This window comes from Chryseobacterium sp. SSA4.19, from assembly GCF_022601875.1.
Classification (GTDB): Bacteria; Bacteroidota; Bacteroidia; order Flavobacteriales; family Weeksellaceae; genus Chryseobacterium.
Map to the genome: position 1 here is coordinate 37,035 of NZ_JAKVIP010000006.1, position 24,272 is coordinate 61,306.

Annotated in this window: 21 protein-coding genes and 1 tRNA gene; 14 read left to right on the forward strand and 8 right to left on the reverse strand. The window is 37.5% G+C overall.

Annotated features, from left to right (window positions below; genetic code table 11):
* Positions 1-7 precede the first annotated feature (7 nt).
* Genes MKJ01_RS05670 through MKJ01_RS05715 form a run of 10 tightly spaced genes read left to right on the forward strand, consistent with a single transcriptional unit; the run spans position 8 to position 13,914 of the window.
* Positions 8-217, forward strand: a complete 210-nt coding sequence (locus MKJ01_RS05670) for a hypothetical protein (protein ID WP_241612463.1) — start codon at positions 8-10, stop codon at positions 215-217.
* Entirely contained in the window at positions 217-4,983 is a 4,767-nt protein-coding gene (locus MKJ01_RS05675) for a tape measure protein (RefSeq protein ID WP_241612464.1), read from the forward strand. The genes MKJ01_RS05670 and MKJ01_RS05675 overlap by 1 nt, the downstream gene beginning before the upstream one ends.
* Complete coding sequence (locus MKJ01_RS05680; RefSeq protein ID WP_241612465.1) at positions 4,983-5,474, forward strand: hypothetical protein; 492 nt, start codon at positions 4,983-4,985, stop codon at positions 5,472-5,474. The genes MKJ01_RS05675 and MKJ01_RS05680 overlap by 1 nt, the downstream gene beginning before the upstream one ends.
* On the forward strand, positions 5,471-6,490 hold the full coding sequence (locus MKJ01_RS05685; protein ID WP_241612466.1) for a hypothetical protein: 1,020 nt from the start codon (positions 5,471-5,473) through the stop codon (positions 6,488-6,490). Before MKJ01_RS05680 ends, MKJ01_RS05685 begins: the two co-directional genes overlap by 4 nt.
* A gap of 10 nt (positions 6,491-6,500) precedes the next feature.
* Positions 6,501-7,808, forward strand: a complete 1,308-nt coding sequence (locus tag MKJ01_RS05690; protein ID WP_241612467.1) for a hypothetical protein — start codon at positions 6,501-6,503, stop codon at positions 7,806-7,808.
* On the forward strand, positions 7,808-9,442 hold the full coding sequence (locus MKJ01_RS05695) for a hypothetical protein (protein WP_241612468.1): 1,635 nt from the start codon (positions 7,808-7,810) through the stop codon (positions 9,440-9,442). Before MKJ01_RS05690 ends, MKJ01_RS05695 begins: the two co-directional genes overlap by 1 nt.
* Positions 9,442-12,162 (forward strand): phage tail protein, encoded by a 2,721-nt coding sequence (locus MKJ01_RS05700; RefSeq protein WP_241612469.1) that lies wholly within the window; start codon positions 9,442-9,444, stop codon positions 12,160-12,162. Before MKJ01_RS05695 ends, MKJ01_RS05700 begins: the two co-directional genes overlap by 1 nt.
* A gap of 10 nt (positions 12,163-12,172) precedes the next feature.
* Positions 12,173-12,718, forward strand: a complete 546-nt coding sequence (locus MKJ01_RS05705) for a hypothetical protein (RefSeq protein ID WP_241612470.1) — start codon at positions 12,173-12,175, stop codon at positions 12,716-12,718.
* On the forward strand, positions 12,684-13,283 hold the full coding sequence (locus tag MKJ01_RS05710; RefSeq protein WP_241612472.1) for a hypothetical protein: 600 nt from the start codon (positions 12,684-12,686) through the stop codon (positions 13,281-13,283). The genes MKJ01_RS05705 and MKJ01_RS05710 overlap by 35 nt, the downstream gene beginning before the upstream one ends.
* 4 nt (positions 13,284-13,287) lie before the next feature.
* Positions 13,288-13,914 carry a glycoside hydrolase family 19 protein gene (locus MKJ01_RS05715; protein ID WP_241612475.1) on the forward strand — a complete coding sequence of 209 codons (627 nt, stop codon included), beginning with the start codon at positions 13,288-13,290 and terminating at the stop codon, positions 13,912-13,914.
* Positions 13,915-13,974: 60 nt separating this feature from the next.
* On the opposite strand, the gene MKJ01_RS05720 is transcribed toward MKJ01_RS05715, so the two are convergent.
* Both MKJ01_RS05720 and MKJ01_RS05725 read right to left on the reverse strand, forming a co-directional pair.
* Positions 13,975-14,724, reverse strand: coding sequence for a putative phage abortive infection protein (locus tag MKJ01_RS05720; RefSeq protein WP_241612477.1), 750 nt, complete (start codon positions 14,722-14,724; stop codon positions 13,975-13,977).
* A gap of 113 nt (positions 14,725-14,837) precedes the next feature.
* Positions 14,838-15,107 carry a hypothetical protein gene (locus MKJ01_RS05725; protein WP_241612479.1) on the reverse strand — a complete coding sequence of 90 codons (270 nt, stop codon included), beginning with the start codon at positions 15,105-15,107 and terminating at the stop codon, positions 14,838-14,840.
* A 176-nt stretch (positions 15,108-15,283) separates the two neighbouring features.
* Between MKJ01_RS05725 and MKJ01_RS05730 the strand changes: the two genes are divergently transcribed.
* A complete protein-coding gene (locus tag MKJ01_RS05730) occupies positions 15,284-15,748 on the forward strand; it encodes a LexA family transcriptional regulator (RefSeq protein WP_241612481.1) in 465 nt (154 codons plus the stop codon).
* Positions 15,745-17,001: a Y-family DNA polymerase gene (locus tag MKJ01_RS05735; RefSeq protein ID WP_241612482.1), complete on the forward strand. Its 1,257-nt coding sequence runs from the start codon at positions 15,745-15,747 to the stop codon at positions 16,999-17,001. Before MKJ01_RS05730 ends, MKJ01_RS05735 begins: the two co-directional genes overlap by 4 nt.
* Positions 17,002-17,032: 31 nt before the next feature.
* Here the strand turns inward: MKJ01_RS05735 and MKJ01_RS05740 are convergent, their stop codons facing one another.
* From MKJ01_RS05740 to MKJ01_RS05750, 3 genes are all read right to left on the reverse strand, one after another.
* Positions 17,033-18,181: a site-specific integrase gene (locus tag MKJ01_RS05740; protein ID WP_241612483.1), complete on the reverse strand. Its 1,149-nt coding sequence runs from the start codon at positions 18,179-18,181 to the stop codon at positions 17,033-17,035.
* A 97-nt stretch (positions 18,182-18,278) separates the two neighbouring features.
* Positions 18,279-18,358, reverse strand: a tRNA-Leu gene (locus tag MKJ01_RS05745).
* 75 nt (positions 18,359-18,433) lie between these two features.
* Complete coding sequence (locus tag MKJ01_RS05750) at positions 18,434-19,201, reverse strand: MBL fold metallo-hydrolase (protein WP_241612484.1); 768 nt, start codon at positions 19,199-19,201, stop codon at positions 18,434-18,436.
* A gap of 56 nt (positions 19,202-19,257) precedes the next feature.
* Between MKJ01_RS05750 and MKJ01_RS05755 the strand changes: the two genes are divergently transcribed.
* Positions 19,258-20,685 carry a hypothetical protein gene (locus MKJ01_RS05755; protein WP_241612485.1) on the forward strand — a complete coding sequence of 476 codons (1,428 nt, stop codon included), beginning with the start codon at positions 19,258-19,260 and terminating at the stop codon, positions 20,683-20,685.
* A gap of 12 nt (positions 20,686-20,697) precedes the next feature.
* The gene (locus MKJ01_RS05760) at positions 20,698-21,147 is read left to right on the forward strand and encodes a GAF domain-containing protein (protein WP_241612486.1); all 450 of its coding nucleotides are present in this window, start codon (positions 20,698-20,700) and stop codon (positions 21,145-21,147) included.
* Between the two features lie 148 nt (positions 21,148-21,295).
* Here MKJ01_RS05760 and MKJ01_RS05765 read toward each other — a convergent pair whose 3' ends face one another.
* The 3 genes from MKJ01_RS05765 to MKJ01_RS05775 form a co-directional block, all read right to left on the reverse strand.
* On the reverse strand, positions 21,296-22,030 hold the full coding sequence (locus MKJ01_RS05765; protein ID WP_241612487.1) for an ABC transporter substrate-binding protein: 735 nt from the start codon (positions 22,028-22,030) through the stop codon (positions 21,296-21,298).
* A 26-nt stretch (positions 22,031-22,056) separates the two neighbouring features.
* Complete coding sequence (gene mgtE, locus MKJ01_RS05770; RefSeq protein WP_241612488.1) at positions 22,057-23,379, reverse strand: magnesium transporter; 1,323 nt, start codon at positions 23,377-23,379, stop codon at positions 22,057-22,059.
* Between the two features lie 319 nt (positions 23,380-23,698).
* A complete protein-coding gene (locus MKJ01_RS05775) occupies positions 23,699-24,247 on the reverse strand; it encodes a hypothetical protein (protein ID WP_241612489.1) in 549 nt (182 codons plus the stop codon).
* Positions 24,248-24,272 lie beyond the last annotated feature (25 nt).

Consider the following 24,272-nt stretch of genomic DNA (forward strand, 5'->3'; position numbering starts at 1 on the left):
TTTCGCAATGAAAACCTTGAAGATTTCCTACAAAGAATTAATGTGGGGAATTCCATGGGGAACTATTCTGCGAATGTTATCTGACTTACCGAATCAGAAATATGTAGACAATAAATCAGAAAATAAGCCGAAAGAAGAATTGAAAGAGCTTACACCTCAAAACACTTCTGACTTCGCAAAACATATTGAAGAGCTTAACAAGCGAAATAAAAAATAATGAATCAGGGAGCTTTACATTTTGACGCACTTCTTTCAGTGAATAACTTTGATCAGGGAATTACCAGGATCAAAAACAGTATTCGTGAAGCCTCAGGAGTAGCTCAAAAAGAAGCTCAGGTGATGGATTCCGCATTCCGTAATCTTGGAACTGCAATTGGAGGGTATTTCACAGCGCAATCTTTATTCTCATTTACCAAAGAACTTATCAATGTAAGAGGCGAATTCCAGAAAACGGAAATCGCTTTTTCAACAATGCTAGGAAGTGGTGATAAGGCAAAGGTCTTGATGGGTCAGATGGTTGATCTAGCCGCAAAAACTCCATTCTCTTTAAAAGACGTTTCTGTTGGTGCGAAACAGTTACTCGCTTTCCAGGTTCCAGCAAAGGACCTCCTTGAAACTTTAACAAGAATCGGAAACATATCTGCAGGAGTTTCAGTTCCGATTGATCGAATCATTCTAGCCTATGGCCAGGTAAAAGCAGCAGGAAGGCTTATGGGCACTGAGATGAGACAGTTTACGGAAGCCGGTATTCCGATGTATGCTGAATTGGCCAAAGTACTTAAAACTGATGAAACTGCAATAAAAGGAATGATTGAAGCTGGTAAAGTAGGCTTTAAAGATGTTGAACAGGTAATTAAAAACCTTACCAGTGAAGGAGGAATGTTTTTCGAGTTAATGGAAAAACAATCTACATCAATGTCCGGAAGGGTTTCCAATCTTGGAGATCAATGGGATCAGATGTTGAACAAAATAGGTCAGGCAAATGAAGGAATTCTTTACGATGGCATTGAAGGTCTAACCCATTTGGTTGAGCACTATCAAGAGTTGTTTGAGATGATCAAAACGCTAGTGTTATCATATGGCGCCTATAAAGCTGCTATCATGGTAACCTCAGCAGCTCAATCTTTGGCTAACAAAACGCTTGCTACCGAAATAGGATATCTTTCTTTTTCCCAAAGAATGAAGTTGGGACGAGCAATTATAACCCAAAGACAAACCGCTGCGACACTTGCGGATGCTCAAGCTGAAAAAGCTTCATTATCTGCAAAATATGCAACGTTACAGGCAGAAATCTCAATTCTTGCTGTAAAAAAACAAAAGGCCGTAGCGTTAGGTATAGAAAAAACACAGGCAGTAGGAAATGCACAGGTTCAGCTCGCTTTAGCTCAATCAGAACTTAGAGCGGTTCAAGCAAGTGGCACCGCCCGCGAAGTGTTAATTGCTACAAAAAACGTCGAGAAAGCACAAAACACGGTAATTGCTGCACAAGAATCAGCCTCTATCGCGAGAAAGGCTGCTTTGGCAGCTGGAACCAAGTTCTACACAGCTCAAAAAGGTTTGGAAACCGCTGCAACAGCATTATCAGCAGCTGCGGTTACTGTAGAAACTGCTGAAGAAGTGGCAAATGCTGCCGCAAAAACAGCGAATACAATAGCTACTCAAAGATTGACAGTTGCACAATTGGCTCAAACGGTTGCAATGACAGCTGCTGCAAGGGCAGCTGCTTTCTTAAATGCAACGCTATTCGCAAACCCTTATGCTTTAGCTACTGCGTTGATAGTTGCTCTAGGTTATGCAATCTACAAGTATAATTCAGCTTTAACAGTTGCGGAGGAATCTCAAAAGAGAATGAATGAGGATGCTGCAAACCAAATCTCAACTATTACCGAACAAGAGGCTAAAATCAAATCATTAATAAAAGTTATAGAAGATAAAAATTCTTCCGAAGATGAAAGTTCTGCGGCAGTTAAGAGACTTCATCTTCTTACCAATGGTAGACTGGATCAACTGGATGCGGAAGCTGTAAAAACTGGGAAAGCTACAGGAATGATTCAGAAGTATATTGAAATGCTTAAGCTTGAAGCAGAGGCTAAAAGATATGTAAATGAATTGGGACGTCTTGAAACTGATACAGAAAATTTAAAGAATACAAGGAGTGATTTCGGTATTGGTGATATGTGGGATGATTTTACTGATTTCGACAGTAGTTTCCAATGGTCATTGAAAGAACGTAAAAAAGAAAGAGTTGACAGGATAGTAAAAGATAAGGAAGCTGAGAAAAAAGAGATTCAGAAAAAACTGGATGATCTAGCTAAGCGAGGAGTAAATATTTCTGAAACAGAAATCAATGAAGATAAATCACCTGCAAAAAAAGGTTGGGCTGCTAAAATCAAGGCTCAAATCGATGAATTAGAATCGCAGCTTGATAGCGCACCAACTCAGGCTGCTTATAATAAGATAAAAGCAAAAATCAAAGTATTAAACGATCTTCTCAATCCAAAAAAAGAAAAACAGGAAGGGCAGATTGCTGAGATCCTGCCTTTAGGATCAATTAAGGAACTTCAACAAAGAGCGTCTTTAATTTCTGATGCTATTGATGTAGCGATCAATGGTCAGGTTAGGCTTAGAAAATTAGATAAATTCGGCAAGGATAAAGACAAAAAAGGTAATCCTTTTTATACCGGTGAAATTATAAGTCTGGAAGAATCATATAAGCGTCGCGAATCCATTGAAATTCAAATCACCAAGCTGCAATATAAGTCTTTTCAGGAAAGGATAGATGAAGCAGAACGTCAATGGAATAATTACTACAAAATGTCTGAGTATTACGGTAAGGAAACTTCCGATGCTCAATATAAAGAACTGTTTAATGGTGCTCAGAATTATCTTGATTATTTAGAAAAGCAAGAACAAACACTAAGAGATAAACAATCTTCTGGAATTTTAACTGAGCAAGAGAAAAAAGATATTCTTTTTCTTCAGCAAAAGATTTCCGAGCTTAATGGGACAGAAACTCCTTTTGAGAACTTTAAAAGAGGGATTGATGATGCTTTAAAAGCATTGCCTTCTTTGGTTGATCAGATTGATTTCTTGTCGGAAGCCGAATCTAATGCTTATGATAAAGCTGGCGGCAATACTGATTTCTTCCTTAAACAAAGAAAATATCTTCAGGATAAAAACAGAGACGCTGTCCAACAGGAGAAAGAACTTTATACATCATTTCTCCAGGAACAGCAAACGTTTGAAGAAAAGAAAACACAAATTCAATCTAAGTATGAAGATTTTCGAAAAAAGATAAGTAAGGGAAATTTTTCCGACACTGAAAGACTACGATTGTTGGATTCAGCAGGCAAAGCCGAAGCGAAAGAATATAGAGAGGCCTTCATGTCTGTATTTGAAAAAACAGATTTATTCGAAAAAGCATTTGGAAATATCGATGCTTTAACCAAAAAGGAAATATCACAATTACTTCCGCAACTTGAAAAAAAGATGCAGGAATTAATTGATTTAGGTGCGCCAACTGCCGAGGTAGAGGTTTTCAGAAAGAAAATTGAAGATTTAAAAACTCTCACTTCAGGAAATAGTCCTTTTAAATCTCTTATTGCCAGCTTCAAGGAATTAAGAAAAAGAATTCGTGAAGGAACAGCTACGCAGGAAGATTTTAACAGACTAAATCAACACATCCAAGAAACTAAATTTTATACAGATTTAGCTGTAAACTCTGCCAAAGAATTATCTGAAGCTTTAGGAATGGATGGGAAAGGTGGTCCATTTGAAAAATTTGCAAAAGATCTTACACAAACATTGGAAGGCTTAGTTAATGCGTTGGTAGGTTATTTCTCAGGGAATGTTCAGCAAATGGTTGGGGGGATTGCACAGATGGTTGTTGGTGTGGTAAAAATGTTGTCAACTGCTGGTGATGGACAAAAAGAGAAAGGAATTAGAGCTTGGAAGCAAGCGGTTGATGATCTGAAGTTTGCGTATGAAGAATTGCAATTGATGATTGAGAAAACAGCTGGAGAAGGTCAAATCACCATGCAACGAGAACTTATCGCCAATCTAAAAGAACAACAGAGAATACTTGCTGATATGCGCTCTAAAGAGGCGTCAAAAAAGAAAGCGGATCAGGATAAAATATCAGGCTATACCCAGCAAATAGCTGATATAAATATTCAGATTCAAAAAATAATCGATGATTTCCAGAAGTCTATAACCACATCTGATTTTAAAGACCTTTCTCAAAAGATAGCAGATGCTTTAATTGATGCTTTTGGAAAAGGAGAAGACGCGGCTGCTTCATTTGAAAAAGTTGTTGATGATGTTATGCGTAACGCGGTTGCTAATGCTCTTAAGATTAAAATCCTTGAACCTGCCGTAAAGGATATGGTTGATAATCTTTACAAATCAATGGGATTTGGAGGTAATTCTGGAGCTACAATTGAGCAATCGGAATTACTTCAGAATTATCAAAATCAAATCGATGATATAGATAAAAAACTTCCGAATGTAAATGCTATAACAGCCAGTAATTTAACTTCTTTAAAAAATGATCTTCTTGAAAAAATAAAGATTCTCAAGCAACAGATCGCAGCGAATTCCATGTCCGGATCCTTTGACGGACTAACTAAAGAAGAACGTGATAAGATAAAAGAATTGGGGCTTTCTGCAATGAATCAATATACATCTGCATTGCAACAATACGAAGACTTGTTTGGTGCAGCTTCTGAAAACGCCCAAGGCTTAAAAGGCGATATCAAAGGGATTACAGAAAAGACAGCGGGCGCCTTGGAAGGTCAATTCAATGCAGTGCGTATTAATGTAGTTGAGATATTAAAAATCCATCAGGTAAATCAAAACGTCTTTAAAAATCAGCTGTTGACTTTAAGTCAGATCGAGGTAAACACACGAAACCTGGTACAAATCAGAAAAGATATATCAGAGATGAACTCAAAAATAAAACCGGGACTCGCCGGCATACCATAATGGAGACAAAAGTAATATTAAACATAGCCAAAGAGAAAAAACTTTGTGGCCCATGGCAGGAAAAGATGAAGCAAGACTCTTCATTACAAAACCTTTGTAAAATGTATTTCGATGGTGACGACTGGAGTATGGAAAACGATTTTCCGGCTCTGAATATTCTGAGGGAATTCAAAGGTAAATCAGACATACACGGACTTCATACGGACTTTATTGGTACCAATAAGAATGAGCTCCAGACAGCTTATTTCGGTAATTCTGATGTGAGGCTATCATATGACGGGTTTTCGGTTGGAAAGGTGATTTTAAGACACAACACGAAGGCGAAGATTAATGTTAGAGATAATTCAATTGTATTTATCAACCTGCTGGATAATGCTGAGGTACAAATAGAATGTTCGGGAAAAGCATGGGTATTTGTTTTCTGTTATGACAATCATAACGTGAAGAGCATTGGAAATGTAAAAGTTCAAACATCAACTTTTAAGAAATGAATGAAGTAAAGTATTTAATCAATTATAAGGACTTTCGGGACTTCCGGGTTTACGTTTCTGACTCTATCGGGATCACTGATGGTTTGGAAAGAAAGCCTGTTCAGTCTTATGATTGGGCAGAATACCACGGAACTTCACCTTCTCTGACCAAACCACGGTATAAAGAGCGGAAAATTGAGTTAAAATGCTTTATCGATGGAGAGAATTGGGAAGTGATGGTGATAAATTTTAATTCATTCAAAGATCAGTTTACAAGATCGGGAACTCAAAGAATTCATATTGTTCCATTTGAGCATACTGTTCTGCCTTATGAAATCTATATACAGGAAGAAATATCCCTGGAAAAGACATTCAGAAAGGGCCGGATGGTAGGTATTTTCTCGCTAAAACTGATCGAGCCAAACCCGATTAAAAAGGTTCTGAAAACTTCTTTGGATTCTTTCATATTAAAATATAATTCAAAATCAGAAACAGAAATATTCCCGGGTGACGGAACAAAATTAACTGGCCGAGGTAATGTTAATTTTCTATTTCAATATTCAGAACCGAATTATCAAGCATCAGGAATTTCATTAGTTCAAAATAGCGCGGTAAACAATGAATATTATGAAGTATACACAATTCCAGCGGCACAAAACACATATCAGTTTTCTGTTAATATCACTCTTGCATCACCTAAAAACGTGACCCTTTATGTGATCGGCAGAAAGCCAGACAACACTTATAATTCAATAAAGTCCAGTTCAATCTTTGAAGCCGGCACCGGGATTAATTCGGTAAGTCTCACAGCTGAATTAGATATGAGCCAGTATACTAAGTTCTTTTACAAGGTTTTGGATTCAGACGGTCAGGAAATACCTGGTATTATCTACACCCTGCCAAAAATCGAAACCGCTGAAGTAATTGGTAATTGGCAAAACATGCTCGGAAAAGAAAAGATCATCATTATCGCAGGTGATATTGATAAGGTTACAATATTGGAAACGCCTGCAGAAGTAATTTGGGAAAAAATATAAAAAATAAACAATGTCAGATCAAGTAATTATTAATATTTCAGACACAATTCCGCCAGAAAATTATGCTACAATAGATAAGGGGGTGATGACAGGTTCTGTTTATACAAAAGAGCAGGATAATGCATGGAGAAAAGAGGTTGAAGAAAACACTAGTTCAGGAATTAGAGGAGTGGCAAAGCCTAGTGATACAATTACTACAACTGGTTTTTACCGAATGTTAGCAAATACAGCTGTAACATATACAAATTACTTAGATGTCAATAATACATCTATTGTAGTTACTGATGCAGATTTAAGTATAGTTAATGGAGTACAACGAAATGAAGTAATTATTGAAGTTTATAATGGGATTTCAGAAAAAAAGGTTTATGCAAAAGTTGGAGCTGATGGAGCAAATGGAACATCAACAATTCCGCAATGGTTGCCTGATAATTATTCTCCGAATGCAATGGTTGTAGACAATTTTATTCAGTACATTGCACCTAATGGAGCGAGCGAAACAGATATTCCTGGAATTAGTGATAAGTGGGTTAAAATAAAAGCGGGGGTATCCGTAACTTCTATTGAAAAAACTACTGGTAAAAACCTTGCAAACCCAGCTTTAAGAATTGTTGGCAGATGGATTAATTCATCGGGTGCCGAGGCTGTTTTGGCTAATTGGGAGATTATAAGAGATGTGCCTGTAACTCCTTCTTCCCAAATTACAATTTCCGGCATTGACGTAACAGGCGTGACAAAATATGTGGTTTTTAAGGATATTAATAAAGCCATAATTTCTCCCCCGTCAGTATCGTTGAACCCTTCGCCTAAGACTATCGTGATACCAGCTAACTGCTATTTTATTTCCGCTTCGATAAAAAACACATCTAATGTGTCGGCAACGCAGTTACAGATCGAAGAAGGAAATATTGCAACCGCTTACGAACCTTACAAAGAAACAGAAATTATTAAAAAAATTGATGATAAAGATTTAATTGCTTCATATTTACCTGATTACGTAGCAGGAACTTATAAAAAAAATCAAATTTTTGTCTATCAAGCAAAAATATATAAATCATTAGTGAATGATAATACATCATTACCTACAGATGTAACAAAATGGGTAAACATCGGAGGCGGCGCAGGAAATTCGTTTAATCAGGCATTAAATACTACAGATAATGTGCAGTTTGCTAAGGTTACAGCCAATGAATATGCGATACCCGGCACATTGAAAAAAGGCACATTAGCAACGCCACCAACAGGACTTGTATCAGGTGAGTATTGGCTAGATCAAACAGATTCCACAGCAAACCCAATTTTAAGACAAAAGCAATAATGGGAAGAGTTTTAAACATACCGGGTAGATGGATTCCTGCATCCGATATTGTTGTAGGGGTGTTGATTGCTGATCACCGATATGGTGCGGAAGCGAGCGTATCAGTCAGCAATGACGCTTACCAAGATGCTTCTATGTTTTGGGGAGAAATGCTATTTTTTAAAAACAACCTGAAAGCCACTACCTTCATTAATGGAGACGAGGCTATATGGAGGGCTAAAACCGTAGACTTTGAAAAAACAGGTAAAATACAACACTCATTGTATCTAATGACTGATAAATGGGCAAATCCTATTACTGGCGTTTACGAAGTAATTCCAGATTACTATTCATCGACATGGACGGCATTGGGAGCGGCTGTTTTTACTGGAGCGGTTGCAGGGCAACCAAAACCAACAGGTTTAGACGGTAATGGCCAAACTATTACCGTTACTCGTTATCCGAATCACGGACAACAAATGTATGATGTAAGTGGTGGAAGTTATGGTTATAATGTTGCCAATAATACTATAGGGCATTCTAATCTATCTGAATTTAATCAAATGCTGAATGTTACGAGAAACCCTGTAGAATTGGCCATAGGGCGGAAATTGATAACATTAGCATACCGCAATGGTATTTCTAATTCATGGACTATCGCCAAAAATAATTTTTTAGGTGGTAGAAATTCAGGCGGAAGAACATCGGGGGCAGCGTTAACAAGTTACGGATTTAAGCAGTCTGATAAATCCGTGAAATTAGGCGAATTTTTTTATTCAGATGCGCAAATTGCTGCAAATCCAAATTTAGGATGGACTTATACCCATCATTTAAATAGGCAAAGCACCGTCCAATACGAAGCATCATTAACGGCAGGAGGTGCAGGAAGCGACAACTATTTAACAGCACATAACAATTTTAAAGCCTATTTAACTACGTTAATAAACGGCAATGGGAGTTCTATAAAGAGCCTATTCACATCTTCTGGATGGTATCAGGAATTTAGCCATTGGGCTAATATGAAGAATGGCACAGGCTGGACAGGCACGAAAGGCGACATTAGAGCTTTGTACGAGGATTATTTGTCTCATCTATCAAGCTTACTTAATGATCATTTTGTTTTTAAAGGCGGATATGATGAAATTGTCGGCTATCACACAAATAGAGATTCTGTTTTAAGGGTGGATTTGTATTCAATTTCAGGCGGATTAAAAATTAATCTGCGTAGAAATAGATTACCAATTGATGATTTAATAATATGTCCCATCACTGTAATTATTGATTTTACAGGAACTTCTTTCGAAGGTAAGAATTTTAAACCGTCAAAAAATTGCATTGGTATTAGAAAGATTTCTACAAATGTTTATGCAATTGATTTAACAGATAATTGCGAGATATTAGAAGACTCAACAGGCGTTTACTACGATTTCACAAAACCAACCGCAACCGCTGTTTTATCGGGAAATAATTTAACTATCACCTCTAATATTATGACAAAAACAGTAGTTTACACAGTGGATGGAAACGGAATAGTTTCGGAAGTATCAAGAGATAATGAATTTGTAACCAGTCGTCATTTAACACTTTCAAATACTACAAATTTGAAAGTGGGATTTGTTTCGGCGGTTGGTGAGTCTATTCTAATTGAATTATAATGAACAATATAACACTATACAGAAACGGCTCTCTTATTTTCAATTTGATTGAAAAGGGGAAGCGTTCTGTTGAAACAGCTTCATTAAATAGGGTATTACTTTCGGATGATTCGGTATCAATTAAGCTGAACTCTATTTCTGTTCTTGATATCCGAATTAACGATTACTTTATTTTGTTTGGTTCGGTTTACCGCATTAACATACTTCCTTCAATAGATAAAAAAAGCAATTCGCAGTATGAGTATAACATCACAGCCCAGGGTCTGATGTTCGATTTGTTGAGGTGTAAGTACTTCAACGCCGATGCAACCGGTTTTGGTCCGGATTTAGAGTTTCCGCTGATTGGAAACATTGAAACTTTCCTGATCGCTCTTAGAAATAACATGAAGCGTTTTGCTTCTAATTGGGAGATTGGAACTTTTACCAATGGTGAAACTAAAACTCTGACTTTCGGAGATGATACTTGCCTTTCGGCCCTGCAGAAGATCTGCTCAGAATTCAAGACAGATTTCTGGATCAAAGTGGAGGGCGATAAGTTCGTTATCCATACAGGAAACTACGGAAATACGATTCCGATTCAATTTGAGTACGGAAAAGGGAAGGGACTTTATTCTTTATCCCGAGCCAATGTTGATGACAACGATATCGTAAATCGCCTGTATGTTTTCGGAGGTTCCAACAATATTCCGAATGAATATCGGAATTTCAGCACGAAATTAAAACTACCGAATGCAGATTACATAGAAGATCAGGCTTCGATTATTTCATTTGGCTTGAAAGAAGGATCCATCACTTTCGATGATATTTACCCGCACCGGACCGGTAAGATTACGGCTTTAGGTGGTACGAAATTTAAGTTCATTGATAATACAATGGATTTCGATTTGAAAGCTAAAAATACAGATGGATCAACTAAATACCTGATAGCAGGAACCTCAGCAAAAGTTCATTTTAACACCGGTAATTTAGCGGGTTACGAATTTGAAATAAAAAGCGGAGGATATGATCATGTTTCAAAAACTTTCGAGATAATCCCTTTCAAAAATGATCAGGGTCAGAGTTTTCCGGATGAGGCTGCTACTGCATTTCAGTTTGCTGTAGGTGATGAATATGTGATCCTGGATATCGTGATGCCGGAATCGTATATTTCCGCCGCTGAAAATGAACTATTACAGAAAGGTCTTGAACAATTTGATCTCCATAAAAACGCAAAGGTTTCGTATTCGATGGAATTAGATCCTGAGTACATGCGAAAAATAGGATTCGGAAAATTTGATATTGGTGATTATATCAGAATCGTAGATGAGCCTTTGGGTATCAATAAGGTTCTGCGAGTTAATCAGGAAACTATTGATTTCATCCAGGATGGAGAATGGAATGTAAACCGTTCAAAAATTGTCATTGCTGATTCTTATGAAATCAGCTATTCTTCACAGCTTATTCTGGATATAAAGGAAATCAAGAATGTAATGTCCATTACGAACCTGGGTCAGATCAATTATTCAAAACTGGGGCTGAAAACTACTCAGGAGCTTCAGAACCTGGTTTTTGACACTGATGATTACTTTAAGCCGGAGAATATTCGCCCGAATTCGATTGAAACGAATATGTTGACTGTGGGAGCTAAAAGTCAACAGATAAGCTGCTCTGTGGTTTTCTTCGTGATGTTTGAAAATAATAAAAATAAGATCAAGGTAAATCCTGGCATTGTTTACTCTCAAACAATGGATAAGGAGTGGAGTATTCCTGAAAATATAGAAACTATCCCAGATGATGATTACCGATATGTTTATGCGGCTTGTAGCAAGACCGGGACCACCGGAACCATAGTTTTCACCAAAGACCAGATTAAGTTTGATTCTGATCCTAATGATTTTTATTTCCTGATCGGGATACTACACTCGGTTGTCGATGGCGTGCGAGTGCTTTCAATAACTGTCGGAACCACTACCATTAACGGCGGACTGATCAGGACTGGAACTATTTCTTCACTTGATATGCAGACTTACTTCAATCTTGACACCGGAGCCATTAAAGGTAAAATTAAATTCCTAAACGGTTCAGATGGGTTTACATCTATTGACGGCGGTTTGTTGATGTCTGAAATTATCGAGGTAGGAAATGATACTGAAAGAAATGCTTTTATATCATCGGTTACGGATGCTGGTCCGGAAAGTATTCGCTTTGGTGCGGGCGCAGATTATGCACATAAAAACGATGCAGCGTTTAAAGTGCTTCAAAATGGAAAAATGATTGCTGAAAATGCGGAAATAGAAGGTGTTATAAAAGCTACAGAAGGGTATATCGGCGGTCCAGACGGTTGGCAGATTACTACCAATAGGCTTACAAGCACAACGGGTAAAATACAGTTTGGTGTGTTTGATTCTCTCGGAAATTTTACCAGCGGAATTTCAATAGCTCAAAATAATTATGTATCGCCCTCGACATTTAGAAATAGCTTCATGATTACTAGTATGAAATCAGAAGGTAATATAAATAATATTGCTGCGGATATATCATCAAGTGGCAATAATGCAAACAACACAGCTTTGAGGTTGGGAGCAAGTGGAGGCAGTGCTGATAATGCCTTAGAAATTTATTCAGGTGAAATAGTAATTGGTTCACAGACTGGAAAATCTACAATAATAACCTACAAAGATAGCTTAGGTAATAATAAAGCAATGCAATTTGAAAAAGGTATTCTGGTTCAATACACTTAAAATACTCAAAATGATAAAAGAATTCATAATAAAAAATTTAATTTCCATCCACTCAGGAGGGGTGGGTGGAAAGATATGGGGATCGGTTCAGTTGGCAGCGGTTCCAGCTGTGGGAATTTCAATTACTGAGAAAATATCAGGTTGGTATATAGATAGCCAATCTTTTATTTTGATATTGATATGGACCCTTGTCGCTGATCTGGCCTTGGGCGTATGGAAGCACTTAAACTTAAATACATTTTCTTTTAAAAGCATGATTTGGGGATTTGCGCAGAAAATGTTTTTTGTGATCGTGTTTTATTTTCTATCAGAAGCATTCCTGCAGATCATTTCTGATGCAAAACTTGATAGTATTTATGTGAAGGTATTTCTTCGCTTTCTATTGTTTATATGGCCTGCCGGTAATGCCTTGGTAAATATGGGCATTATAACAAAGGGAAAATTTCCTCCGCTGGCTTTCCTGAAGAAGATCCACAAATTCAATGAAACATTAGATTACAACGACTTAAAAATAAAGAAAGATGAAAAAGATATTGATTCTAATATTCCTGAGTAGCCTTTTTTTAGGCTGCCGGACAAAACATAAGGCTGTCACGGTAACGAAAGAAGCGAAAACCGAAATACAGCGGGTAAATCTGGATTCATTAAAAGAAACTTCGTCAAAGCAGGAAACTAAAAAAGTGATCGATAAAACGATCCAGGAAAAGAAAGACGAGTTTTCCGGAGATATAATCATCAAAGGGAAATCAGATTCTTTAAATCCGCTTGAATTCCATAATGTGATTAACGGAGACACGCTGCAGTCGATATCTATCCGGGGAAATGCTGATTACATTATTAATAATCGGTTCAATAAGATGGATAAAAGCAAAAGCGAATCCGGAAAAGAAGAAAGTACAAATGTAATCCAGCAGACAGCCCGGGATTTAGTTTCAAAAGAAACGATTAAGGACGTTGCATCAACAGTAATGACAAAAGCGAAAGAGGTAAGCGAGAAAGGTTTTACGTTCGACGTTTGGGCTATTGCTCTGATTGTTGGAGTAGTGGTTTTATTGCTCGTTTTCGTTTATTTCTATTTCCGGAAATCAACTTGGTTTATGAAAATATTTAATAAAAAATAAAATAATGAAACAATCAGATTTAAATAAAATGCTTGTAGGTGCCGGAGTGGCTGCCGGTAGGGTCCCATCAAACTTAGCCGAGACCATGGAGAAATATGGAGTTATCACCGTGGAAGACAGCATGCGGTTCTTAGCGAACTGCCTGAATGAAACGGGTGGATTTACCAGATTTGCTGAAAACGGAAATTACACCACCGCTTTAAGGCTTCAGCAAGTTTTTCCGTCAGCGTTCGGCCGTCCCGGGACAACTGGCAAGAATAATCCCGTGGAATATCTCCGAAACGAAAAGAAGCTTTTTAACTTGGTCTATGATGATCGGAAATTTAAAAAAGGTCTTGGTAATCTCTACGATGGTGACGGATGGAATTTCAAAGGGCGTGGAGCTATCCAAGTAACCGGCCGAAACAATTACACGATGCTTTCCAAAAGAACAGGAATTGATTTCGTAAATAACCCGCAGTGGCTCGAATCTGATCAATATAAGTTCATTTCCGCGCTGGATTTCTGGAAGACTCACAAGCTTTCGGAGAAAACGACATTGCTTGCGACCCGGCAGGTGATCGCTGGGAATTACAGCCAGAAACCTTTTGGTATTGATGAGGTTAAGGCTTGGTATAATAAGCTTAAGTAAAAAAGTCCGGTAATTTACCGCAAAAAAATATCCCCACTTATTAGGTGGGGATTATTTATTTTACTCGTTATAAACACTTTTTTTATAATAATTTTTGATGTTAGGGTGTAAAGTATGGATTGGCAATAAGTCTTCAAATATTGGAAAATTTTCGATCAAATTTTTTAATATTAAATCATCTTTATATAAGCATCCATAGTAAAGTAATATAAGTTCATCCAATGATACATTAGCTTTAAATATTCTAAAATATTTAATTTTGTTCACTCTTTCTGTTGTATTTATCAGTTCAATTATACTGTAAATGATTCTTAAATGATGATCCATTTCAGAACGATTATATTGATGTAATTCAAAATATATGTTTCTTACCCTATCTAAATCTATCGTGTTTTGTTTATAAGTTAAAAAAGATAGGATTGGTCGAGATATTCCGGTAGATAGGTGGTTTATATAATTTCTGCCTTTTAAATCATCTTTTTCAATTGTTGAAATAAAATTCCCATAAAGAGATAACATTTGAAAGAATGTATTTTCAAAATTTTGAACATGAATAGAATCTGTTTGTTTTTTTAATTCATCCCGTTGGATATTTAGATCCTTTCTTTGAAGCAGTATAGTAGCAATTAAACCAACAACGGATAGTCCTGTGAATAATGCATTAGCAAAACCAAACATATCACCAAATGTTCCACGATCATTGTAGTCATTAGAATTTTGAGTCATGTAAGTCAATCCCAACACCACGAGAATTACAAATAAAGCTAGGGCTACATAAAAAGGAATATTTCCATCATTGTTTTCTTTCATCTAAAAATTAGATATTAGTTTTTTCGAATATAGGAATAATATTTGATCCTTCGATATTAATCAAATCAATATGCTCTCACTCGGCTAAGGCTGGGGGTTTTGTTTACCTTAAATTAAGGTAATTCAATCAATTGTTCTAATTTAGATTCTAAAGATAAAACATCACCTTGATCAAACATTTCCCTTCTGTCCAGCAATGCTCCTAAATAATAAATTATAACGTCTATTTGGATTCTGGAAAGAAAGATGTTTTCTTTTGTAATTTCCAACTCGATCTCTTCTATTTCTTCGGATTCATCATCATTGAATCTTTCTTTAACTTCTTTTTCAATTTTAATAGCTGCCAGAATTAAATCCTTTTCAGCTTTTGTTAGATTTATCATAATATGGGTTTTGGTCATTTAACAATATCAACAATTTGGCCGCATTATTTTTTTTGTGGATAACTTTTATATAATGCGTCACGTTTTGTCGCATTAAAGGGTGATTCTTGCCAAAGTGGAAAACTTAATCTGAATAATTTAAAAATCGGGTTAAGTTTTTGGTTTAATTTAGTCACATGGAAACATTAGAGTTATTTATATTAGAGAGTGTTGATCCTATTATTCTTCAGCCAGTTAGAGAAAAGCTTCTGGCAGGAGGTTACACGGCTTTTCCAAGTGCTGCGCTTGACTTTCCCGACGAAGGGATCGACTTTCTGAAGTTGCTCGTTAAGGATCCGGTGACAACTTTTCCCGGCAGAATTTCTGGAGATTCCCTGAAAGATATAGGAATTTTAAACGAGGATTGGTGCCTCATTCAAAAAGGCATCGAAGCCCGCCCGAATGACTTGGTAGCTGCCATTATCGAAGGACAGTTTTTCATTAAACGGTTTCGACCAAAGTATAAGGAAAATAATGTGCTTCGGGAACTAAAGCTTGAATCGGCGAATATTGAGTATTCAGACTTCGACATCACTGATCAAACAGAATTCATGCTCTGGGGCGTAGTTACCTGGACGTTTAGAAATTGGAGGAAATTATGATAGCATTAATTGACGGTAATAATTTCTACGCATCGTGCGAAAGAATATTCCGGCCGGACTGGAGGGAAAAGCCGTTGATTGTGTTATCCAATAACGACGGATGCGCTATTGCCCGTAGTAATGAAGCGAAAGCTCTGGGCATTGCGATGGGGGAGCCGTATTTTAAGGTCAAACAATTCGAGAAAACACACGGTCTTATCGTTCGTTCTGCAAACTTTGTTTTGTACGGTGACATAAGCAATAGAGTAGTGCAGATTGTGCGCCGGTACTGCAATGATATTGAACCTTATTCGATTGATGAATCATTTATTTTCCTGGATGGCTATTCTGACCCGATGGGACGGATGCGGAATCTTCGTGAGAAAGTTTTCCGCGGCCTGGACCTGCCTACTAGCATCGGCATTGCCGAGAGTAAGACCTTGGCAAAAGTGGCCAACAAAATAGCAAAGAAATATCCGGATCGGACCGGAACTGTGTATATGATTGACACGCCGGCAAAGATTGAGGCCGCATTAAAATGGTTTCCGCTCGAAGACATCTGGGGTGTTGGTCGGAGATATTACGAACGGTTCAAGAAATTCGGTGTGCATAATGCCTGGGACTTTTGTCAGCTGCCGGACGATTTCCTTCGGGACGAAATGGGCATTCTGGGTGTGCGGATGAAGAAAGAACTTCTCGGCGAACGACAATACCAAATGACCATTCCTGAACCGAAAAAGAACATTTCCACAACACGAACATTCGATAAAGCCCGGGAGGATTACAATTACATTTGGGAACGGGTTTCGACCTATGCATCCGAATGTGCTCGGAAGATGCGAGAGCAAGGGAGTTGTTGTAAGCATGTGACTGTTTTCATAACCACAGACAGATATCGGCTTACAGACACTCAATATTCAGATTCGTTTACTATCACTCTTCCAAATCCCAGCAATTCAAGCATAGAAATTTCAGAATACGCTAAAAAAGCACTGGATAAAATATTCATTCCTGGTTTCAGTTACCGGAAGGCCGGCGTGATCACGGGAACCTTCGTGCCGGAAAATGAGCGAATGACCAGCATGTTCGATGAAGACCATCACGAAAAGCATAAACCTATTATGCAAGCCATGGACCGCATTAATAATAAGCTGGGAACTCATAAAGTAAAACTCGCTTCGATGGATATTCAGAAAACTTGGAAAATGGAACAAAAGCACTTATCTCCCAAATATTCTACCACATTTTACGAGGCTATAATACTCAAAGCGTAAAACCTCCGGAGTTCAGAGGTTTTATTCTTTATTATATAGAGATGTCAATCTTTTTATTTCTTTCGACCTGATGCTCCTGCCAGTCAACAGCATATTTCTCCGTTGTTTTAGTACTGGTGTGACCTGCTATTTCTGCGGCTTTTGATATTCCAAAATCTTTTGATACAAGATTCAAGAATGTATGCTTAAGTCCATATCCGGTCATATCTAATCCTACTTTTCTTAAGTATTTTCCGGATAAATCATATAAGCTGTGAGCTTTAACAGGATTATCATTCGGCATTTGTTCGAAACTAAACATATATTGAAGCGGCTGGGCTATTTCGAAAATTCTTTTCCAGTATTTCCAGACATGCATGTTTATTGGTCTCATTGCCCTTGTGTGTTTTCCGCCTTTCTTTAAATTTATCCAAAAAAAACTTTTCTCAAGATTGACGTCCTCTTTTTTGATCTGTATCATTTCCTCGAATCTACAGCCTGAATATAGAAATATGTTTAGAAAAATATAAACACTGTAATTAAGATCTTTTATTTTATGGAATTTTTTCCAATCAGCTTCGGTTCTTATGATCTTTTTCTTTTTTGAAGTATGTTCAAGCTTTGAAATTCCTTCAATAAAATTAACTTGAAAGATATCCAATTCGGTAAAATGAGCGAAAAATTTTGACAAGTGAGCTCTCGTTTTGTTTACTCTGTAATTTGAATGTTTGTCAACTGACATTCTCATCAATAGTTGTTTTATATCTCCTTTACTTACTGACTTAATATCTTTATTATTAATACTAAGAATTGTAGCATAATTTCGGATGTGCTTTAAACTATTATTTAGGTCAATCATTGTTGATTCCACACCTTGGAAGCATTTAAGAGCAATTTCACAAGCTTTGATAAAAGGAGTAATTTCAGTTATAAGATTTTCGTCCTCTACAACATATTCACCGATTATTGGATTAAATCCTCTTTGGAGATTTTTAATCTCATTTTCAATCATACTTTTTGTAATAGCCTGTTTTTCCTCCAGGCTTTTTGCACGATTCATACCTTTAAAACGAATTTTAACACCATCCGGGTGCTGCCTGTCGTAAAACGTGTAATAAATTTCCCACGTTTTTTCAAGATTGGATTTGAGTGGTTTTTCCCATGTTCTGGGAGTAACTTTGATTTCAGAATGCGATTTCATTTTTACACGTTTTTATACACGATTAAAAAATAACGCACAAGAGAATGTTTTGAAAAAATTCGCAAACCCGTTATGGATGAGGGTTTGCGAAGATATGTACCCAGGACCGGGATCGAACCGGTACTCCTAAGAACTGGTGTTTGAGACCAGCGCGTCTACCAATTCCGCCACCTGGGCTGGTGTTCATGTTTTAAATTGGTGTGCAAATATAAAAACTTTAATCAATATTAGAAAGCTTTTGTGAAGAAAATTTTAAAAATTAATTTCCAGACCGTCATAGGCAAGATGCATTCCTTGCGGAAGCAGCTTATCCTCAACATCATGCAATCCCAAATGATGGCTGATATGGGTTAAAAACATTTTTTCAGGTTTCAGTTCTTCAAATAAGGCAATGACATCAGGAAGAATGAAATGCGCAGGATGCGGATCAAATTTTCTGATGCAGTTGACGATCAATACATCGAGGTTCTTAAGCTTTTCTTTTTCCGAATCAGAGATAAAGCCTGCGTCGGTAATATAAGCCAGCTGTTTAAATTTATACCCCAAAGCAGTTATTTGATAGTGAACTACTTCTACGGGAGTAATTTCTGTATCCAGTACCGCAAACGGCCTATTATCAATATTATGAAGGTCAAAAGCGGGGGCTCCGGGATACCTCACGTCGGCAAAAGCATACGGGAAACGTTTTTTTACCTCATTTCCAACCCTCATGGAGCAGTAAAGCGGCATGTTTTCTCCGCTCTTGAAAATTAAAGGGCGCATATCATCCAGTCCGATAACGTGGTCATTATGTTCATGGGTAAGAAGGGTCAGGTCTACGGTATTTTCATGATTCGCCAACATCTGCTGCCTGAAATCCGGACCGCAGTCGATCAGTATTTTCCTGTGCTCTTCCGTAGTCACCATTACAGAAGACCGGAGACGGCTGTCTTTGGGGTTTTCTGATGTGCAGACTTCGCAGGTGCAGCCGATTACAGGCACGCCCTGGGAAGTTCCCGTTCCTAAAAATTTCAACTTCATTTTTTCTTTTCAGGTTGGTTTAATTTTGGTAAATTTACGAAAAATTTAATGTCCTAATGTATCAGAAATTAACTCCTAAACAAAAAGCATTAACAATTAATCTAGATCCTACTATTTATGGTACTTTCGCGGAAATTGGAGCAGGGCAGGAGACTGTTCGGCACTTTTTTAGAGCAGGAGGAGCTTCAGGTACAATCGCTAAGGCCATGTCAGCCTACGACAAAGATTTCAGTGATGCAATTTACGGGAAAGAGGTAAAAAACAGGTATGTCACCCAAAACAGGCTCCGTAAAATGCTTCGTTATGAAGTATCCCTTATTGAAGAAAGAATTTCCAGAGAAAACAATCCCAACAGAAAGTTTTTTTCTTATGCCAATACTGTTACCACCATTAATTTTGATAAGACGGTCAAAGGCCATGGCTGGGTCGGGATCCGTTTTCAGGTGAAAGAAAATGAAGGCTACAATGAGATTGTTATCCATGTTAAATTTAAAGAGAACGATGCTACTTTACAGCAGGAAACCTTGGGGAATCTTGGGGTAAACCTCATCTTCGGGGCATTCCATTATTATGATAATCCGAGGAATTTAATCGAATCCCTGTATGATGATGTTGCTAAGGACAATCTTGAAATCGATATGATTGATTTCAGCGGGCCGGGATTTGAATATGTCGATAACAGGCTAATGTCTCTGCAGCTGGTGAAGCACGGGATGACCGATGCTGTAATTTTCAATTCTGAAGGCAATAATATGCTTCCTGCAGATATCTTATACAAAAAAAATATTTTTGCAGTAAGAGGAAGTTTCAGGCCGGTAACCAAAGTGAATATTGACATGCTGAAAAACGGGATGGAGATGTTCCTGAAAGATGCTATATGCACACAGGAAGATACGGAGGTTCTTATTGAAATTACCATCTCGAACCTGAGAGCAGACGGAGATATTGATGAAAGGGATTTCCTGGACAGGGTAGATGTTCTGGGAAGATTAGGATATACAGTAATCATTTCAAATTATTCGGAATATTACAGGCTGATTGATTATTTTGCTTCCTATACCAACGGAAATATCGGGGTTGCCATGGGCGTTAACAACCTGCTGATGGTGTTTGATGAAAAATACTATAAAAACTTGTCAGGAGGAATTCTTGAAGCTTTCGGAAAATTCTTCAGAAACGGAATGAGGGTATATCTGTATCCTTATAAAGATCCTGAAACCCATGAGCTGCTGGATTCTTCAACATTAAAAGTAGAAGAAAACCTGAAAGAACTGTATAAATATTTCAAACATAATGACCGTATTGTGGACATCAAGAATTACAATCCGGAATTTCTGGAAATTTATTCAAGAGATATTTTGAAAAAAATAGGGTGCAATATCACAGGCTGGGAAAACCAGTTGCCGGAAGGTGTTGCAGAAATGATCAAAGAACGCGGAATGTTCGGCTACAAAGAAGAACTTTCCTTAAAACAATTCTCTTAAAAAAAATATACAATGTCAGAATTAAAAAAAAGGCTTTTATCAATCCTTGAAAGTCCTAAACACAATACAGAAGAAAAACTTGAGAAAGTATGCCACCTTTTAGACCAGGAGGTTTCCTATTTTAACTGGACGGGTTTTTACTTTAAAAATGGGGATAAGGACGAATTGAAGCTAGGGCCTTACGTGGGAGCACCAACAGATCACACAATTATTCCTTACGGAAAAGGTATTTGCGGGCAGGTAGCGGTTTCCAATGAAACATTTGTTGTGCCGGATGTAAAGGAAGAGAGCAATTACCTGAGCTGTTCTATTGATACCAAGGCTGAAATTGTAGTCCCTATCTTTAAAGATGGACAGAATATCGGACAAATTGATATTGATTCCCATACGGTAGATCCTTTCACTGCAGAAGACAAAGAATTACTGGAATGGCTTTGTAATGAGGTGTCTAAGATTTTATAATTGAATTTATAAAAATAAAATATAAACTCCGGTTCTATTGAAGCGGAGTTTTTTGTATTAAGTGGGTCAATAGGAATGGGCTTTAGCCTAGTCTAAAAATTCCACCATAAAATTGTCTTTAGCTTAAACTTATTAATAATATTCAGAATTAAATTTTAATCGATTCAACCTCAGCAATCAACTCCTTAAAATAATCTTCACATTTCGCAAGATGCGTTCCGTACCATGAAAATGCTTCGCCGTCTACGATCATAATTTTTTTATCAGGATAAAATGCTTTCAGCTCTTCAATATGCTTTTCTTTAAAAGGGAATGGTTCGGAAGACAGCATGATCAGGTCAGCATCAGCCAAGTCCTCAGTCTGGATTTCGGGATAGCGGATTCTGTCTTTAAAAATATTTTCAAAACCGATTTCTTCAAGGATTTTATGGATAAAGGTATCTGAACCGATGGTCATATAAGGGTTGTTCCAGATGAGGTAAGCAACTTTGATCTTGGAGCTGATTTTTGCCTGAAGAACCTCATAAATTTTTAAATTGAAAAGCTGTGCTTTATCTTCCTTATTAAGAAGAGTGCCCAAGTGTTTAAGCAGATAATAATTGTCTTCGATATTTTCAACATTGGTTACGATTACCTTATAATCATCCATCAACGCTTCTACCTGCTCCTTAATATTCTCTTCTTTATTAGCCAGAATAAGGTCGGGCTGTAGAGATTTAATTTTATCAATATTAATGTTTTTCGTCCCGCCGATAATGGATATGTTTTTTACCTTTTCTTCAGGATGAATACAGAATTTGGTTCTTCCGATCACTTCATTTTCAGTTAAGCCCAAATCAAATAATACCTCAGTAATTGAGGGAACCAGAGAAACAACTTTCATAATCGTATTTTAGAGGTGCTCTAAAATTACAAAAGTTTACCCGTTAAGAAAAGGCCCGCTACGGAAAAATAAATAATTAAACCGGTAACATCTACGAGCGTTGCCACAAAAGGGGCAGAAGAAGTGGCCGGATCGAGCTTTAATTTTTTAAGGATAAAAGGCACCATAGAGCCTGAAAGTGTTCCCCACAACACAATCATTACCAGAGAAACGCCTACGCTTAGCCCTACATACGTCCAGTGAATGCCGTAATCGAAAAGGCCTGCTTTATGCCAGACCATAATTCTTAAAAAACCAATGATCCCTAAGATTCCGCCGAGGAAAAGTCCTGTGAAAATTTCTTTTTTCATCACATACCACCAGTCTTTCAGACCGATTTCCTGAAGGGCCATTGCCCTGATGATCAGTGTAGCAGCCTGCGAACCTGAATTTCCGCCGCTAGAAATAATCAAAGGTACAAATAAAGCCAGAACAACCGCTTTCTGGATCTCGTCTTCAAAATAGCCCATTGCAGAAGCGGTGAGCATTTCAGAGAAAAAAAGGATAATCAGCCACATACCTCTTTTTTTCACCATTTCAATCAGTGAAGTTTGTGTATATGGATCATCCAGGGCTTCCAGACCTCCGAATTTCTGGATATCTTCCGTATTCTGATGTTCGATCTGATCCAGGATGTCGTCAATCGTTACAATGCCTACCAGAACGCCGGCTTCAGTAACAATCGGGAGTGCCGCTCTGTCATATTTTTCAAAATACTGAACAGCATCTTCCTTAGACACCGTGGTTGCGATGGCAACAAACTGGTTATCGGTAATTTCTGAAACCAGGGTATCTTCTTCCGCAAGCAAAAGGCTTCCCAGTGCAATATCATCAATCAGGCGGTTTCTTTCATCCACCACATACAGATAGTTCATGGTTTCCACCTTGCTTCCTACTTTTTTAATCTGCTGAAGGCATCTTTTAATTGTCCATTCTTTACGGATCTGGATATAATAAGGCGTCATCAGACGTGCAATGGAATCGGAATCATAGCCCAGCAGTTTTAAGGCAATCCTTCTTTCCTGGGGATTGAGATGGTTGATAGAATATTTGATAAGCTCGTCAGGGAAATCCTCGAACAGCGCAGTCCGGTCATCCGGGGTCATCGCATTCAGGATCTCTGAAACCTCATCGCTTCCGATACTCCGGATGGTTTCTTCCTGGAAATCAGGGTTTAGGTGAGAAAAAACGTCAGCTTTGTATTCTTTCGGAACTTTCAGAAACGCCAGAAGCCTCTCATCAGCGTGTAGTTCACTGAGAGTTTCGGCAATATCGGCTGGATTGAAGGTCAGTTCGTCTCTGGAATTCAAAACGTAATTTTTTAGATATGCAAAAATAATTCAAATTTTTAAGACTGACCAGTGAACCGTAAAATTTAAGGATTTATTAAATTTCAAAAGTTATTACAACAATAAAAAACATCTGCAAGAAATGCAGATGCCTGAAGAAGTTTGTTTGAGATAGGTTGAATGAATTGTTATACTAAATTAATAAAATAATTTATATTATTCACGTTTTTGTGATTTTAAATAATAAAATTAAATGTAATGCATAATATTTTTAAAATACGCTTTGAAATACCGATAAAACAGTAGATAAAATTATTCTAGATAACGAGTGTCAACAGGATTAAAACCCCACTTCCGATGAAGGCTTTATTTTCCGTAATTGTTTCAGTATATCTTTAATGGCTCCGTGGGTTCCGATTTTTACAGAGTTCGTGGTAGAGCCCAGAAGCCGCATATTCTTTTTATACGTATCATAATCGCTTTCGGTGAGAAGATTTCCTTCGGCATCAAAAAGTTTCATGCTGACAATAACCTGGTTGGAGAAAACATATTTGCCGATCCCTACTTTAAAATATTTTACTTTGGGAACTACAGCAAAATCGGCATCATTATTCATACAGTAATCAGAAATTGTCTGTTTGTCGATACTGTCAAAAGGAACCTGAACTTCGGTTTTAAGCATTTTGTTTTTCCTTTCGCTTAAATTATCTGAAACGGCACTGAAGAAGGCGGTATTGGTAGGCTCCTTGATCTCTTCGATGTCAGGATCCACCTGGGGATTGAAGTACAGGACTTTCCGAACTCCATGATCATTTTTTTTCTGTGCTTTCACAGAAATGCCTGTAAAAAGAATAGCAGTAAAGGTGGCAAAGATTATAAATTTTCTCATCACTAATAGGGTATGCAAAATTACT

Coding starts and splice junctions, on each gene's coding strand:
- MKJ01_RS05670 (WP_241612463.1), top strand. CDS start 8: ATGAAAACCTTGAAGATTTCCTACAAAGAATTAATGTGGGGAATTCCA.
- MKJ01_RS05675 (WP_241612464.1), top strand. CDS start 217: ATGAATCAGGGAGCTTTACATTTTGACGCACTTCTTTCAGTGAATAAC.
- MKJ01_RS05680 (WP_241612465.1), top strand. CDS start 4,983: ATGGAGACAAAAGTAATATTAAACATAGCCAAAGAGAAAAAACTTTGT.
- MKJ01_RS05685 (WP_241612466.1), top strand. CDS start 5,471: ATGAATGAAGTAAAGTATTTAATCAATTATAAGGACTTTCGGGACTTC.
- MKJ01_RS05690 (WP_241612467.1), top strand. CDS start 6,501: ATGTCAGATCAAGTAATTATTAATATTTCAGACACAATTCCGCCAGAA.
- MKJ01_RS05695 (WP_241612468.1), top strand. CDS start 7,808: ATGGGAAGAGTTTTAAACATACCGGGTAGATGGATTCCTGCATCCGAT.
- MKJ01_RS05700 (WP_241612469.1), top strand. CDS start 9,442: ATGAACAATATAACACTATACAGAAACGGCTCTCTTATTTTCAATTTG.
- MKJ01_RS05705 (WP_241612470.1), top strand. CDS start 12,173: ATGATAAAAGAATTCATAATAAAAAATTTAATTTCCATCCACTCAGGA.
- MKJ01_RS05710 (WP_241612472.1), top strand. CDS start 12,684: ATGAAAAAGATATTGATTCTAATATTCCTGAGTAGCCTTTTTTTAGGC.
- MKJ01_RS05715 (WP_241612475.1), top strand. CDS start 13,288: ATGAAACAATCAGATTTAAATAAAATGCTTGTAGGTGCCGGAGTGGCT.
- MKJ01_RS05720 (WP_241612477.1), bottom strand. CDS start 14,724: ATGAAAGAAAACAATGATGGAAATATTCCTTTTTATGTAGCCCTAGCT.
- MKJ01_RS05725 (WP_241612479.1), bottom strand. CDS start 15,107: ATGATAAATCTAACAAAAGCTGAAAAGGATTTAATTCTGGCAGCTATT.
- MKJ01_RS05730 (WP_241612481.1), top strand. CDS start 15,284: ATGGAAACATTAGAGTTATTTATATTAGAGAGTGTTGATCCTATTATT.
- MKJ01_RS05735 (WP_241612482.1), top strand. CDS start 15,745: ATGATAGCATTAATTGACGGTAATAATTTCTACGCATCGTGCGAAAGA.
- MKJ01_RS05740 (WP_241612483.1), bottom strand. CDS start 18,181: ATGAAATCGCATTCTGAAATCAAAGTTACTCCCAGAACATGGGAAAAA.
- MKJ01_RS05750 (WP_241612484.1), bottom strand. CDS start 19,201: ATGAAGTTGAAATTTTTAGGAACGGGAACTTCCCAGGGCGTGCCTGTA.
- MKJ01_RS05755 (WP_241612485.1), top strand. CDS start 19,258: ATGTATCAGAAATTAACTCCTAAACAAAAAGCATTAACAATTAATCTA.
- MKJ01_RS05760 (WP_241612486.1), top strand. CDS start 20,698: ATGTCAGAATTAAAAAAAAGGCTTTTATCAATCCTTGAAAGTCCTAAA.
- MKJ01_RS05765 (WP_241612487.1), bottom strand. CDS start 22,030: ATGAAAGTTGTTTCTCTGGTTCCCTCAATTACTGAGGTATTATTTGAT.
- MKJ01_RS05775 (WP_241612489.1), bottom strand. CDS start 24,247: ATGAGAAAATTTATAATCTTTGCCACCTTTACTGCTATTCTTTTTACA.